Raw genomic sequence first — 14,291 nt, forward strand, 5'->3', positions numbered from 1 at the left:
CCGAGGGGAACGCCGCGATCCGTCGCGCGCTTCGCCTCGTCAGAACACGCCTTCTTCGACCACATAAGGAAACGACGCCCATTCGCCGTCCCATGCAAGCGCCGCCCGTAAAGGACGGGCCGCGTATGAACCAGGATATCCGCGCCCCCCGCGTGCTGCTCATCGACCAGCACGGCGAGAAGCAGGGGGTCATGCCCACCTCCGCCGCCCTCGAGGCCGCCGAGGAGGCCGGGCTGGACCTGGTCGAGATCGTCGCCACCGCCGACCCGCCGGTCGCGAAGATCCTCGATTACGGCAAGTTCCGCTTCCAGGAGCAGAAGAAGAAGGCCGAGGCGCGCAAACGCCAGAAGGTCGTCGAGCTGAAGGAGATCAAGCTCCGGCCGAACATCGACCAGCACGACTACGACGTGAAGGCGCGGGCCATGACGCGCTTCTTCGAGGAGGGCGACAAGGTCAAGGTGACCCTGCGCTTCCGTGGACGCGAAATGGCCCACCCCGAGCTGGGCATGAAGCTGCTCAACAAGGTCCAGGCCGACTTCGAGGAAGTGGCCAAGGTCGAATACGCGCCGCGCATGGAAGGCCGGCAGATGATCATGATCCTGGCGCCGAGGTAGGCTTCGGGTTCAGACGGAACATGATGCGCCCCGGTCGGAAACGGCCGGGGCGTTTTCGTTTCCGGCGCGGTCGTTCCCGGCTAAGCTGGCCTCATGCCCCCTCCCGCCGCGCCGCCCCCGTCCAAGCCCCAGGCGCCGGCGCTGGCTGTGCTGTTCTCCGTGGTGTTCATCAACCTGGTCGGCTTCGGCCTGGTGGTGCCGCTGCTGCCGTTCTTCGCGCTGAGCCTCGACGCGGCGGCGTGGCAGATCACCCTGATGTTCTCGGCCTATTCGCTGGGGCAGTTCTTCGCCGAGCCGTTCTGGGGACGGCTGTCGGACCGCATCGGACGCAAGCCGGTGCTGCTGGTCACCCTCGTCGCCAACGCCGCCGGCTATCTGGCCCTGGCCTTCGTGCCGAACATCTGGCTGGCCATCGCGGTGCGGCTGTTCACCGGCCTTGGGGCGGCAACATCTCGACCGTCCAGGGCTATGTCGCCGACGTCACCCCGCCGGAGAAGCGGCCGGGCGGATGGGGCTGATCGGGGCCGCCTTCGGGCTGGGCTTCATCGTCGGACCGGGGCTGGGCGGGCTCCTGACCCAGCCGCAGCTGGGACGGCTGGGCTATCAGCTTCCGATCTTCACCGCGGCGGGGCTGGCGGCGCTGGCCGCCGTCGGCGTGATCGTCTTCCTGCGCGAGAGCCGGGCCAAGGCGGATCCGTCCGTCCCGCGCACACGCTTCCTCGCGGGGCTGCACGAGGCGCGCGCCAATCCGGTGGTGTCGCGGGTGCTGCTGGTCACCCTCGTCTACATGGCCGGCTTCTCGGCCATGGAGAGCGTGTTCGGCCTGTGGGCCGGGGACCGGTACGCCTGGGACGCGCGCGAGATCGGCCTGGCCTTCATGATCGTGGGCATCGTCTCGACCCTCAACCAAGGCTTCTTCGCCGGCCGGCTGGCGCGGCGCTTCGGCGAGGCGCCGGTGCTGGCCTTCGGCATGCTGCTGTTCGGGAGCTCGCTGGTGGCGCAGGTCGTGGCGCCGGTGGCCTGGTTCCCCGCCGTATCGCTCGACCTCGGCCTGTGGACCCTACCGGTGGTGCAGGGCTGGATCATCCCGATCGTCATGGCGGTCGGCGCCGCCGGCATGTCGCTGGCCATGCCCAATGTGTCGGCCCTGATCAGCCGCTCGACGCCGGCCGACCGGCAGGGGGCGATGTTGGGACTGAACATGGCCTCGGGGTCGATCGCCCGCATCTTCGGCCCGATCGCGGCCGGGACGCTGTACTCCGTGCTCGGCCACGACTGGCCCTTCCTCGTCGGCGCCGCCCTGACCGTGCCGGCGGCGGTGCTGGCGCTCAACGCCGGCCGGGCCTTCCGGCGACGCGAGGCGGCCGTCCTCGCGGAAGCCGCGCAAACCCGGACTCCGCTTGCCTTCCGGGCCCGCTTCGACTAGAAGCCGCGCCTTCGCGTACCGGACCGCCGGGCGAACAGGCATGCCTGGGCGGTTCTAAATCAGGGTCTCCAAACTTGGGCTCAAGCAGCCCGAAGGGCGGTAGCCCTCTCAAAAGAGAGAGTGAAAATGCCGAAACTGAAGACGAAGTCGGGCGCCAAGAAGCGCTTCAAACTGACGGCGAGCGGCAAGGTCAAGGCCGGCGTGGCAGGCAAGCGCCACCGGCTGATCAGCCACAACTCGAAGTACATCCGCCAGAACCGCGGCACCGCGGTGATGTCGGACGCCGACGCCAAGAAGATCAAGTCCTACATGCCGTACGCCTGATCGGCGCACGCATCTCGATCTCCAACCGCATCAGTTTGAACCAAAGCCCCTCATGCAGCGAGCGCCCGCGGCGCGAGCGATAGGGGTTCTCGAAGAGAAAAATCATGGCTCGCGTCACCCGGGGCGTTACGTCCCACGCCAAGCACAAGAAGGTCCTGAAGCAGGCCAAGGGCTTCTACGGCCGCCGCAAGAACACCATCCGCGCCGCCAAGGCCGCGGTCGACCGCGCCGGGCAGTACGCCTACCGCGACCGCCGCACCAAGAAGCGCAACTTCCGCGCCCTGTGGATCCAGCGCATCAACGCCGCCGCGCGTCTGGAAGGCTTCACCTACAGCCAGTTCATCCACGGCCTGGGCAAGGCCGGCATCGAGCTGGACCGCAAGGTGCTCGCCGCCATGGCCGCCGACGAAGCCGCCTTCAAGGCGGTCGCCGACAAGGTCCGCGCCGCGCTGGCGTAAGCTTTTCCGGAGACGGAAGACGCAAAAGCCCTCCGGCGCGCGCCGGGGGGCTTTTTGCTTTCCGCCGCAGCCGCTAGACGACAGGCCGACATGACCGACCTCGCCCAGCTTGAACTCGACCTGATCAACGCCATCGGGGCGGCGGAGACCGCCGCCGCGGTGGAGGAGCTGCGCGTCGCGGCGCTGGGCAAACAGGGCTCGATCTCGGGCCTGCTCAAGGGCATGGGGGCGATGAGCCCGGAAGAGCGGCGCGAACGCGGGCCGATGATCAACGGCCTGCGCGACCGGGTGTCGGCGGCGCTGGCGGCGCGCAAGGCCGAGCTGGAGGCGGCCGAGCTGGACGCCCGGCTGAAGGCCGAACACGTCGACCTGACCCTGCCGTCGCGGCCGCGCCGAAAGGGCAGCGTGCACCCGACCATGCAGGTGATGGACGAGATGGTCGCCATCTTCGCCGACATGGGCTTCGCGGTGGCGGAAGGTCCCGACATCGAGGACGACTTCCACAACTTCACCGCCCTGAACTTCCCGCCCAAACACCCGGCGCGGGAGATGCACGACACCTTCTTCCTGACGCCCGATCCGGAGACCGGCGAGCGCAAGGTGCTGCGCACCCACACCAGTCCGGTGCAGGTGCGGACGATGCAGAGCCAGAAGCCGCCGATCCGGATCATCGCCCCGGGCCGGACCTTCCGGAAGGACAGCGACGCCACCCACACGCCGATGTTCCACCAGGTCGAGGGCCTGGTGATCGACAAGGGCGTGCACATGGGCCACCTGAAGTGGACCCTCGAGACCTTCGTCGCCCGCTTCTTCGAGGTCGACGACGTCGACGCCCGCTTCCGGCCGCACCACTTCCCGTTCACCGAGCCCTCGGCCGAGATGGACATCCGCTGCGACCGCTCCGGCGGCGAGCTGAAGCTGAACGAGGGCGACGGGTGGATGGAGATCCTCGGCTGCGGGATGGTCCACCCCAATGTGCTGCGCAACTGCGGCATCGATCCGGACGAATACCAGGGCTTCGCCTTCGGCATGGGCGTCGACCGCCTGGCCATGCTGAAGTACGGCATCCCCGACCTGCGCCCGATGTTCGAGGCCGACACCCGGTGGCTGGCCCACTACGGCTTCTCGGCCTTCCAGGCTCCCAATCCCGCCAGCGGACTCTCGTGATGACCGACCCCCGGGCCGCCCCGACGGAAACGCGCCAGCTGGACCCGCTGGCGAAGGACATCACCGGCGGGCGCTTCACCCTGTTCGATCTCTACCGCGCCAGCGTGACCTCGGGCGGCGGGGCGGTGATCGAGGGTCGCACCTTCACCGACTGCACCATCGAGGGACCGGCGCTGATGCTGGTGCTGGAAGGCACCCACTTCGAGGGCGTCAACTTCGGCCCCACCGGCGGCGACATGCGCGGCATGCTGTTCCGGTCGCTGAACGGCAAGACGGCGATCGGGGCCATCCCGGTGCGCGACTGCACCTTCAGGAACTGCCAGTTCTTCTCGCTCGGCATCACCGGCGCCGATCAGCTGCTCAACGCCCTGGTCGAGCAGGTCCGGACCGTCGACTAAGCGCGAACCGTATCGAGGATACCTCCATGACCGACACCCCCGAGACCATGTCCGCCGAGGAAGCGGCCGGCCGCGCCCTGGTGGCCCGGACCAGCTTCGAGAAGGAGGCGGTGTGGCTGCCCTCGCTCGCGGTGCAGCACTGGAACGCCGGCCAGCCCGTGATCGACGGCAAGACCTTCACCGACTGCCTGATCGAGGGCCCGGCTGTGATGGCGGTGATGAACGGCACCACCTTCGACAGCTGCGCCATGGGGGCGACCTCGGACATGCGCAACCTGCTCTACCGGCCGGTCAGCCGCGAGAAGCTGGCCGGGGTGATCGGCATGTCGAACTGCCGCTTCGTGCGCTGCCGCTTCGCCCAGGTCGGCTTCACCGGGTCGGACGAGCTGCTGGAGGAGCTGGCGGGCATCAAGTCGCTGTCCAGCCTGACCGGGGGTTCGAAGGCGTGAAGTTCACCCTCTCCTGGCTGAAGGAACACCTCGACACGGCGGCGGAGATCGACGCCGTCGCCGAAGCGATGACCATGGCCGGCCTTGAGGTCGAGGAGGTCCATGACCCGGTGGCGGCGCTGGCGCCGTTCACGGTGGCGCGCATCGTGTCCGCCGGGCGGCACCCGAACGCCGACCGGCTGCAGGTCTGCCAGGTCGACACCGTCGACGGCATGAAGGAGATCGTTTGCGGCGCGCCGAACGCACGCGCGGGCCTGACCACCATCTACGCCCCGATCGGCGCCTATGTGCCCGGCCTCGGCGTGACCCTCGTCGAGAAGCCGGTGCGCGGCGTGGTCTCGCACGGCATGCTGTGTTCGGCTGCGGAGCTGCAGCTGTCGTCCGAGAGCGATGGCATCCTCGAGCTGGACGACGACCTGCAGGTGGGCCAGCCGGCCGCCGGCGTGTTCGGCGCCGAGCCGGTTATCGACTTCGAGGTCACTCCCAACCGGTCCGACTGGCTGGGCGTCGCCGGCATCGCCCGCGACCTCGCCGCCGCCGGGGTGGGGACGCTGAAGACGCCGGCCATCGAGCCGGTGGCCGGAACCTTCCCCTCGCCCGTCTCGGTGCGCCTGGAGGCGCCGGAGATGTGCCCCGTGTTCGCCGGTCGGGTCATCCGCGGCGTCAGGAACGGTCCCTCGCCCGACTGGCTGCAGCACCGGCTGACCGCCATCGGGCTCAGGCCGATCAACCGGCTGGTCGACATCACCAACCTGGTCTCCTACGACCGCGCCCGGCCGTTGCACGTCTATGACATGGCGAAGCTGGTCGGGGCCGAGATCGTGGTGCGCGGCGGGCAGACCTCGGAAGCCGCCGCGGGCATCGCCGCCGGCACGCCGGAGCATCTGATCGCGCTGGACGGCAAGACCTACGCGGTCGATGCGTCGATGTGCGTCATCGCCGACGCCGCCGGCGAGCGGCCCATCGGCCTGGGCGGGGTCATGGGCGGGGAGTCGACCGGCTGTTCGGACGAGACCGTCGACGTCTTCGTCGAGAGCGCCTGGTTCGACCCGATCGTCACGGCCCAGACCGGCCGCACGCTCAGCCTGAACTCGGACGCCCAGTACCGCTTCGCGCGCGGCGTCGATCCGGCCTCGGTCGTGCCCGGACTGGAGCTGGCCACGCGGTTGATCCTCGACCTGTGCGGCGGCGAGGCCTCGGAGATCGTGCTGGCCGGACAGGCCCCCGCCGATCCCGCCGGCTTCGCCTTCGACCCGGCGCGCGTCGCCGCCCTGACCGGACTGTCGTTGACCGACGACCGCATCGCGGAAATCCTCGCTGCGCTCGGCTTCGAGGTGCGCCGCGGCGCCCCGTGGACCGTGACCCCGCCTTCGTGGCGGCGCGACGTCGAGGGGGCGGCCGATCTGGTCGAGGAGATCGCCCGCATCGAGGGCTACGACGAACTGCCGTCGACGCCCCTGCCCGACCTCGGAGCGCCGGCGAGGGGCGTGCTGAACCCGCGGCAGGCGCGGGTGCGGACCGCCCGCCGCGCGCTGGCCGCCATGGGCTACGCCGAGGCGGTCACCTGGTCCTTCACCAAGCGCTCCACCGCGGCCCTGTTCGGCGGCGGCGGCGACCGGCTGGCGCTGGAGAACCCGATCGCCGCCGACCTCGACTGCATGCGCCCGTCGGCCCTGCCCAACCTCATCGAGGCGGCCGCCCGCAACGCCGCCCGCGGCCATCCGGACGCGGCCCTGTTCGAGATCGGCCCGATCTATCTGGACGACAGCCCGACGGGTCAGCGCACCGTCATCGCCGGGCTTCTGGCGCCGAAATCGCCGCGCCACTGGGGCGGGGCGGCCGAGGACGCCCTGTTCGCGCTGAAGGGCGACCTGATGGCCCTGCTCGACGAGCTGGGTGCGCCGGTCGCCTCGCTGCAACTGGTCCAGGGCCAGAACCGCGACTGGTGGCACCCCGGCCGTTCGGCCCGGCTGCAGCTGGGCCCGAAGAACGTGATGGCGGAGTTCGGCGCCCTGCATCCGCGCGTGCTCAAGGCGCTGGACGCCGACGGCCCGATGCTGGCCTTCGAGATCGTGCTGGACGCCGTGCCCGAGCCGCGCGGCAAGGCGTCCAAGGCGCGCGGTTCGGCCTCACTGGCCCCGTTGATGCCCCTGACCCGCGACTTCGCCTTCTTGGTGGAGGAGGGCCGGGCGACCGGCGACCTCCTTCGGGCGGTCGCCGGGGCCGACAAGGCCCTGATCGCGGAAGTGCGGGTGTTCGACATCTACCGCGGCCCGGGGGTCCCCGAGGGCATGAAGTCGGTGGCGCTGGAGGTGGTGGTGCAGCCGCGCGAGGCGACGCTGGCGGAGGCGGACATCGAGGCGCTGTCGACAAAGATCGTGACGGCGGCCGGCATGGTGGGGGCGACGCTCCGGGGGTGACCGTAAGGTCTGGTTAACCTCGCCGCCGCAAGGCTGACTCAAAGAGCGGCGACGGTGACGTCGAGCGCCCGCGGGAGTCGGGCGGACCGTCCCGCCTTCGGAGCCAGAGCATGCATCGCCGCCAGATGATCCTTTCGGGCCTCGCCGCCAGCGCCGGCGCCACCGGCCTGTCCGCCTGCGCCTCGAACGGGCCGGCCGACCCCAACTATCCGATCCGCTCCGACCAGACGGCGCCCGCCTACACCGCCGACGAACTGGTCGCCGCCGGCTCGCGGGAGCTGGGCATCGCGGCCGAGGCCATCGGCGGGGCGATCGAACGCATCTTCGCCGACCAGGGCGACCGGCCGACCGCCTACATCGCCGGCGAGGAGGCCGCGGGCGCGGTCGGCGTCGGCCTGCGTTACGGCCGCGGCGCCCTGCACATGAAGGACCTGTCGGCCTCTCAGGAGGTGTTCTGGCAGGGCATCTCGATCGGCTGGGACGTCGGCGGCAACGGCAGCCGGGTGTTCACCCTGGTCTACGGCCTGTTCCACCCCGACATGATCTACCGCCGCTACCCCGGCGTGGAAGGCTCGGCCTATCTGGTCGGCGGTCTGGGCGTGAACTACCAGCGCGCCGACGGCATCGTCCTGGCCCCGATCCGCACCGGCGTCGGCCTGCGCCTCGGCGCCAACGTCGGCACCATGGCCTACAGCCGCCAGCGCAACATCCTGCCGTTCTGAGGGAAGTGGCTGGTGGCTGGTGGCCGGTGGCTGACCGAACTTTCTGTGAGTCAGGCGCATGGGCGCCCGCGTCTGCACGACTTCGCGCTGCCCACCAGCCACTCGTCACTAGCCACTAGCCACCCAACATCGCCTCCAGCCCCTCGCGCCAGCTCGGGTAGCGCGGCCGCCAGCCCAGCTCGGCCTTGGCCCGGGCGTTCGAGAGGCGTTTCGAGTCGCGGTAGAAGCGGCGCATGGCGTCGCTGACCGAAGGATCGTCCAGCGAGACCTCCGGCGGATTGGGCAGATTCAGCCGGCGGGCGGCCCCTTCCATGACAACGTCGGCCGGCGTCGGCTCGTCGTCGCACAGGGTGTAGGCGCGGCCGGGGTGCGGGCGGGCCATGGAGGCGAAGAAGCCGGCCACGGCGTCGTCGACGTGGATGCGGTTGAAGATCTGGCCCGGCTTGCGGACGATCCGCGCCGAACCGTCGCGCAGCCGGTCCAGCGGCGAGCGGCCCGGGCCGTAGAGCGCCGGCAGGCGGAAGATCTGCACGGTGAGGCCCATGCCCCGTCCGGCGTCCAGCCAGTCGCGCTCGGCCCGCACCCGCCGCGCGCCCTCCAACGAGGCGGCGTTGAGCGGATCGTCCTCGAAGGCCCAGCCGCCGGCGCGGTCGCCGTAGGCGGCTGTCGAGGAGACGTAGCCGATCCAGTCGGGATAGGCGCCGGTGCGGGTCAGGGCGGGGACGAGCCGCTTCAGGCCCGGACAGCCATCGCCTTCGGGCGGGGCGGTGACGAGGACGGCCGTGGCCTCCGCGACGGCCCGGTCCAGCGCCGCCGCGTCGTCCGGGTCGAGCGAACCGAAGCCTTCGCCGGCCAGCGCCTCGCGCCGGGCGGGGTCGCGGCTGGTCAGCATGGCGCGTCCGCCGCGCCGCACCGCCTCGCGGGCGGCGGCGAGGCCCAGCCAGCCGCCGCCGAAGACCAGCAGCTGCAGGGACGCGGGGGGTGAGCTCATCGCGCCTCAGGCCGAGCGGGCGTGAGCCGCGGCCGTCACCGAGGCGACCGCCGGCGGCTCGCTCGCAAGGGCCTCGGCCCGCTTGCTGTTCCAGCTGGACACGCAGGGCACCTTCGACAGATCCGCGCGGTGCGCGTAGCGGCGGGCGATCTCGGTGACGTCCTGCATCAGGCCTTCGGCGAGGGTGATCGGCTTCAGGCCCAGTTCGCGGAACTGGTCGTTGGCCACCACCAGTTCGTTCTCGTCGGCCTCCTGGCGGGGGTTGGGCACATTGTGCACCTCGACGCCGGTCATGTCCGAGATCATGGCGGCGAGATCGCGGACGCGGCGGCTCTCGGTCATCTGGTTGAGGATCTTGACCCGTTCGCCCGACTTCGGCGGATTCTTCAGGGCCAGCTCGACGCAGCGCACCGTGTCCTGGATGTGGATGAAGGCCCGGGTCTGGCCGCCCGAGCCGTGCACCGTCAGCGGGTAGCCGACCGCGGCCTGCATCAGGAAGCGGTTCAGAACCGTGCCGTAGTCGCCGTCGTAGTCGAAGCGGTTGATCAGCCGCTCGTCGCGCTTCGTCTCCTCGGTCTGGGCGCCCCAGACGATGCCCTGGTGCAGATCGGTGATCCTGAGCCCGTCGTTCTTGGCGTAGAACTGGAACAGCAGGGCGTCCTGCGTCTTGGTCATGTGGTAGATCGAGCCCGGGTTCGGCGGGAACAGGATCTCCTGTTCGGCCGGGCCGAAGTCGGTGTCGACCGTCACCTTCAGATAGCCCTCCGGAATGCGCAGCCCGGCGGTGGTGTAGCCGTACACCCCCATGGTCCCGAGATGCGCCAGGTGCACGTCCCGCCCGCTCTCCACGATCGCCGCCAACAGGTGGTTGGTGGCGTTCAGGTTGTTGTCGACCGTGTACAGCTTGTGCCGCGCGCTCTTCATCGAATACGGCGCCGCACGCTGTTCGGCGAAGTGGACGACGCTGTCCGGCTTCCAGTCGCGGATCAGGGCGACGAGACGATCGAACTCCTTGCCGACCGTCATGTTGACGAACTCGATGGTGCGGCCCGAGACCTCCTTCCACGCGGCGAGGCGCTCGCCCATGGTGCGGATCGGGGTCAGCGACTGGACCTCGAGCTCGTTGTCGATGTTGCGGCGGCTGAGGTTGTCGACGACCAGCACGTCCCAGCCGCGGGCGGACAGATGCAAAGCCGTGGGCCAGCCGCAGAATCCGTCGCCGCCCAGAACCAGTACGCGCATGTCCGTCCTCTTCGTTTCCTCGGTCCTGCCTAGCGGAACGACGGCGCCCGTCAAAGCGTGACCTTAAGGCGCGGTTCCCCGGTCAGCGGCGGCGCGCCTGCCATTCCTCGCGGGTCTGGCCCCAGCGCTCGATCGCCAGCTGCTCGAACGGCGGCGGCAAGCGGGTGGGGCCCTGGTTGTACGAGCCGATGCGCTCGGCCAGCCGGATGGAGGGCAGATTGTCGGGGTCGATGCAGTGGATGACCTCGGTCCAGCCCAGCACCTCGAAGGCGTAGTCGATCGCCGCGATCGCCGCCTCGACCCCGTAGCCCTTGCCCTGGGCGTCGGGGTGCAGGCCCCAGCCGACCTCGGTCCCCGGCCAGTCGTGCGGCCGCCACGGTCCGATGCGGCCCAGCCAGCGGCCGCTGTCGCGCTCGATCACCGAGAACATCGACACCCCGGTCAGGCTCCACGCCCCGGCCATGGTCATGAACCCCCGCCAGGCCGTCGCCGCCGGCTGAGCGCCGCCCAGGAACCGCGCCGCCTCCGGATCGGCCATCATCTCGGCCCAGCGGGGGAAGTCCTCCAGGGCGATGGGGCGAAGTGTGAGACGTTCGGTCTGGATCACCGGTCCGGTCACAGCAGGTACTCCCGTTCGAGCTGATACTGGCTGCCCTCGTGCGACAGGCGACTGGACCAGAGGCCGAAGCGATCAACGCGGATCGGCGGCGAGCGCAGCAGGTTGTGCCCGGTGATCCAGGCGCCGACCCGGTCCGGGTTGGTCTGCGGCTTGAGGTAGGCGAGCGTGACGTGCGGGCGGTACTCCCGGCGCTCGGTCGCGACTCCAGCGCGCTCCCCGGCCGAGCGACAGCGACCGGCGAGCACCGACAGGCGCTCGTTCGGCTCGACTCCGGCCCAGATGGCGTGGGTGCGGTGACCGTCGCCGAAGGCCCCGACGCCCGACAGGACGATCTCGAACGGTCCGCCGCTCGCCGCCCGGCTGAGCTCCGCCGCCAGATCATCGGCCCGACGCTCGTCGATGTCGCCGTAGAAGGCGAGGGTGACGTGCAGCTGCTCGGCCGTGCGCCATTTCGCCCCGGGCAGACCGGTCTGACGGCGGGCCAGGGTCGCGGCCACGTCCTCGGGGATCGACAGGGCGGTAAACAGGCGGATCATGCGACCCTTGGTAGCGGCTGCAACCGCCCCGCCCAAGTCCGGTTTTCCTTGCAGAGGACGCCCTCGCGACCAATATTTGCGCAAAGGCCGGGATGACCCGGCCCAAAGGAGGATTCGAAACCGCGATGAGCGATTTCAGAAACGGCTATTCCATTCCGCAGACCGCCGACATGTCGGTCGATGCGGGCCTGCGCAGCTTCATGCTGGGCGTCTACAACAAGCTGGCCATCGGGCTGGTCGTGGCCGGCGCGCTCGCCTTCGTGACCGGCAACGTGCCGGCGGTGACCAGCCTGCTGTGGGTGCAGACCCCGACCGGCTACGGCATCACCATGCTGGGCATGGTCGTGCAGTTCCTGCCGCTGGTGCTGCTGTTCGGCTCGATGTTCTTCATGAAGAACCCGACCGCGGGCGGGGTGAACCTGCTCTACTGGGCGGTGGTGGCCTCGATCGGGGCCTCGCTCGGCTTCGTTTTCCTGCGCTACACCGGCGCCTCGGTGGCCTCGACCTTCTTCGTGACCGCCGCGGCGTTCGGCGCGCTGAGCCTGTTCGGCTATGCGACGAAGAAGGACCTGTCGGGCCTCGGCACCTTCCTGATCATGGGGGTGATCGGCCTGATCATCGCCTCGATCGTGAACATGTTCCTCGGCAGCGGCACGCTGATGCTGATCATCAGCGCGGCGGGCGTGCTGATCTTCTCGGGCCTGATCGCCTACGACACCCAGCGGCTGAAGATGACCTACTACGCCCTGGGCGGGAACGAGGCGGCGATGGGCGTGGCCACCGGCTTCGGCGCGCTGAGCCTGTTCATCAACTTCGTGAACCTGTTCCAGTTTCTGCTCATGTTCATGGGCGGCAACCGCGAATAGGCGGCTCGAACATCGAGACGTGACGAAGGGCCTGGAGCGATCCGGGCCCTTTTTCTATTCGACGACGGTGAAGCGGCGGCTGTCGAACACCCGCAACACCTGGGCCAGCTCGCGGCCCCGGCGCAGAACGACGCCGCCCTCGCCGATCACCGCCCACTGCCCCTGACGCAGCCGCAGCGCCGGACGCTTCTCGATGCGGTAGGCCGGGGCGTCGCCCGAGCGGCGGAAGACGGCGAACTCGGCCACGTCGCGGTGGCCGACGATGGCGTAGTCGCGCCATTCGCCCGAGGCGACCATGCGGCCGTAGACGCGCAGGATCTGGTCCAGCTCGCGCCGGTCGAAGAAGACCGGCCCGGCCTGCGGCTGCGCATCGGCTGCATCGCTCATCCCTGCACTCTAGGGCCGGCGGTGCCTACGCGGCCAGCCCCCGCTTGCGGCAACGCCGTGTCGCGAACGCCGCAATGCGAGGAAATCGACGCGAACACGAAAACGCCTCCGTTCGGCCCATCGCCCGCCCCCTTGGGGGGCGACACGGGACACATCGGCTCGTCGGAGTTCGGAGCGGTTCCGGATCCTGAACAGCCCCCCCAGCCCCCTGGATCGTTCCATCAAGGGCTTCGGCGGGCCGATGCTTCCTCCAAAGCGAGACGCCCGCCTGGCCCCCTCCCCCTCCCGGTCCGGCGGGCGTTTTGCCGTCCGGGACCGGCGCTGCGGTCCGGCGACGTCAGGGCAGGACGACCTCCACCACCTCTCCGTTGCGCCGCACCGACAGGCGGTGTTCGCCGTCCGCCTCCAGGGCGTTCAGATCGGCCAGGACTGTGGCCGGCGCGCCGTCGATGCGCTCGAGGACGTCTCCGGCCAGCAGCCCCGCCGCGGCCGCGGGCGACCCGCCTTCCACCGCCGCCACCTGCAGTCCGTCAGCGGTCAGACGGACCGTGATCCCCCGCGCCACTGCGGCTTCCGCGCCGACGGCGACAGCGCGCTCCGAGTCCGGGTCGACGCGCAGGGCCGCCCGGCCCTCGCGGCCGTCCCGCAGGTAGACCACCTCGAGGGTGGAGCCGGGCGCCGCGATGCCGATGGTGGCGGCGACAGTGCCGGCGTTCGACACCAGCCGGTTCTGGATCCGGGTGATGATGTCGCCGCGCCGCAGGCCGGCCGCCTCGGCCGAGGATCCGGGGGCCACGTCCTCGACCACCGCCCCCCGCACGAAGCCGAGGCCGAAGTCGCGCGAGCGTTCGGGATTCAGCGAACCGAGGATGGCGCCGGTCTGGCCGCGGCGCACCTCGCCGGTCGTGCGCAACTGGTCGACCACATACATCATGATGCGGCTGGGCACCGCGAAGGCGATGCCGTCGTTGCCGCCGCCCCCACCCGACAGGATCGAGGTGTTGACGCCAATCAGCCGGCCGCGGCTGTCCAGCAGCGGGCCGCCCGAATTGCCCGAGTTCACGGCCGCGTCGGTCTGGATGTAGTCCTCGATGCGGTCGCCCATGCCCGAGCGCCCGAGGCCGGAAATCACGCCCATGGTCAGGGTCTGGTCCAGGCCCAGGGGGTAGCCGACCGCGAACGAGAGGTCGCCGGTGCGCAGCGCGTCCGAGTTGGCGACCTCGATCTGCGCCAGCCCGAGAGCCGCGCCTTCGGCCTCGATGCGCAGAACCGCCAGGTCGGTGGCCTTGTCGGCCCCCACCAGCACGGCGTCGAAGATCCGTCCGTCGGTGAGATCGACCGTGAACTTCCGCCCGCCCTCAACCACGTGGTTGTTGGTGACCACCACGCCCTCGCGCGCGTCGATAATGGCGCCGGACCCGGCGGAGATCGGCCGCGGCTCGTTGTCGCCCGAGGTGGGCCCGCCGGAGCGACCGAGAGTGGTCACCTGTACCACCGCCGGCAAGGCGCGCTCGAGGCCGCCGGCGAAGCTGAAGACCCCCCGCTCGGCGTCGTAGGGCATGGGCGACAGGGGGCCGGACTGGGCGGTCGCCGCGCCGGCGGCGAGAATCGAAACCGCCGCCGCGAGCGCCGGCGCGAACGCCCGCCGGGCCCGATGGATCTTGCGCCGCAT

General features: G+C 70.3%; 15 protein-coding genes and 1 pseudogene. 10 read left to right on the forward strand and 6 right to left on the reverse strand.

What is annotated here, in order from left to right:
- The first annotated feature begins 92 nt into the window (after nucleotides 1–92).
- The 9 genes and pseudogenes from infC to BM333_RS01025 all read left to right on the forward strand — a co-directional run bounded on the left by infC (nucleotide 93) and on the right by BM333_RS01025 (nucleotide 7,978).
- Nucleotides 93–614, forward strand: coding sequence for a translation initiation factor IF-3 (infC, locus tag BM333_RS00985; protein ID WP_092306370.1), 522 nt, complete (start codon nucleotides 93–95; stop codon nucleotides 612–614).
- Between the two features lie 93 nt (nucleotides 615–707).
- Nucleotides 708–2,040: pseudogene (locus tag BM333_RS00990) on the forward strand (MFS transporter).
- A gap of 126 nt (nucleotides 2,041–2,166) precedes the next feature.
- Entirely contained in the window at nucleotides 2,167–2,364 is a 198-nt protein-coding gene (gene rpmI / locus BM333_RS00995; protein ID WP_092306373.1) for a 50S ribosomal protein L35, read from the forward strand.
- Between the two features lie 104 nt (nucleotides 2,365–2,468).
- Complete coding sequence (rplT, locus tag BM333_RS01000) at nucleotides 2,469–2,822, forward strand: 50S ribosomal protein L20 (RefSeq protein ID WP_092306375.1); 354 nt, start codon at nucleotides 2,469–2,471, stop codon at nucleotides 2,820–2,822.
- A gap of 90 nt (nucleotides 2,823–2,912) precedes the next feature.
- Complete coding sequence (gene pheS, locus BM333_RS01005) at nucleotides 2,913–3,989, forward strand: phenylalanine--tRNA ligase subunit alpha (protein ID WP_092306377.1); 1,077 nt, start codon at nucleotides 2,913–2,915, stop codon at nucleotides 3,987–3,989.
- Nucleotides 3,989–4,387: a hypothetical protein gene (locus tag BM333_RS01010; RefSeq protein WP_092306379.1), complete on the forward strand. Its 399-nt coding sequence runs from the start codon at nucleotides 3,989–3,991 to the stop codon at nucleotides 4,385–4,387. The genes pheS and BM333_RS01010 overlap by 1 nt, the downstream gene beginning before the upstream one ends.
- A 26-nt stretch (nucleotides 4,388–4,413) precedes the next feature.
- Nucleotides 4,414–4,836, forward strand: a complete 423-nt coding sequence (locus BM333_RS01015; protein WP_092306381.1) for a hypothetical protein — start codon at nucleotides 4,414–4,416, stop codon at nucleotides 4,834–4,836.
- The gene (gene pheT / locus BM333_RS01020; RefSeq protein WP_092306383.1) at nucleotides 4,833–7,256 is read left to right on the forward strand and encodes a phenylalanine--tRNA ligase subunit beta; all 2,424 of its coding nucleotides are present in this window, start codon (nucleotides 4,833–4,835) and stop codon (nucleotides 7,254–7,256) included. The genes BM333_RS01015 and pheT overlap by 4 nt, the downstream gene beginning before the upstream one ends.
- Before the next feature lie 110 nt (nucleotides 7,257–7,366).
- Nucleotides 7,367–7,978 carry a DUF1134 domain-containing protein gene (locus tag BM333_RS01025; protein WP_092306385.1) on the forward strand — a complete coding sequence of 204 codons (612 nt, stop codon included), beginning with the start codon at nucleotides 7,367–7,369 and terminating at the stop codon, nucleotides 7,976–7,978.
- A 115-nt stretch (nucleotides 7,979–8,093) separates the two neighbouring features.
- Here BM333_RS01025 and BM333_RS01030 read toward each other — a convergent pair whose 3' ends face one another.
- From BM333_RS01030 to thpR, 4 genes are all read right to left on the reverse strand, one after another.
- The gene (locus tag BM333_RS01030) at nucleotides 8,094–8,969 is read right to left on the reverse strand and encodes a Rossmann-fold NAD(P)-binding domain-containing protein (protein ID WP_092306387.1); all 876 of its coding nucleotides are present in this window, start codon (nucleotides 8,967–8,969) and stop codon (nucleotides 8,094–8,096) included.
- A 6-nt stretch (nucleotides 8,970–8,975) separates the two neighbouring features.
- On the reverse strand, nucleotides 8,976–10,211 hold the full coding sequence (locus tag BM333_RS01035; RefSeq protein ID WP_092306389.1) for an NAD-dependent epimerase/dehydratase family protein: 1,236 nt from the start codon (nucleotides 10,209–10,211) through the stop codon (nucleotides 8,976–8,978).
- Nucleotides 10,212–10,293: 82 nt separating this feature from the next.
- Complete coding sequence (locus tag BM333_RS01040) at nucleotides 10,294–10,830, reverse strand: GNAT family N-acetyltransferase (protein WP_092306392.1); 537 nt, start codon at nucleotides 10,828–10,830, stop codon at nucleotides 10,294–10,296.
- Nucleotides 10,827–11,366, reverse strand: coding sequence for an RNA 2',3'-cyclic phosphodiesterase (thpR, locus tag BM333_RS01045; protein ID WP_092306394.1), 540 nt, complete (start codon nucleotides 11,364–11,366; stop codon nucleotides 10,827–10,829). Before thpR ends, BM333_RS01040 begins: the two co-directional genes overlap by 4 nt.
- A gap of 125 nt (nucleotides 11,367–11,491) precedes the next feature.
- Here thpR and BM333_RS01050 point away from each other — a divergent pair, with 125 nt between their 5' ends.
- Nucleotides 11,492–12,232: a Bax inhibitor-1/YccA family protein gene (locus BM333_RS01050; protein ID WP_092306396.1), complete on the forward strand. Its 741-nt coding sequence runs from the start codon at nucleotides 11,492–11,494 to the stop codon at nucleotides 12,230–12,232.
- A 54-nt stretch (nucleotides 12,233–12,286) separates the two neighbouring features.
- Here the strand turns inward: BM333_RS01050 and BM333_RS01055 are convergent, their stop codons facing one another.
- On the reverse strand, nucleotides 12,287–12,619 hold the full coding sequence (locus BM333_RS01055; RefSeq protein WP_092306398.1) for a DUF2794 domain-containing protein: 333 nt from the start codon (nucleotides 12,617–12,619) through the stop codon (nucleotides 12,287–12,289).
- Between the two features lie 337 nt (nucleotides 12,620–12,956).
- Entirely contained in the window at nucleotides 12,957–14,291 is a 1,335-nt protein-coding gene (locus BM333_RS01060) for a trypsin-like peptidase domain-containing protein (protein WP_092306401.1), read from the reverse strand.

Origin of the sequence: Brevundimonas viscosa (assembly GCF_900116065.1) — a bacterium.
GTDB lineage: Bacteria > Pseudomonadota > Alphaproteobacteria > Caulobacterales > Caulobacteraceae > Brevundimonas > Brevundimonas viscosa.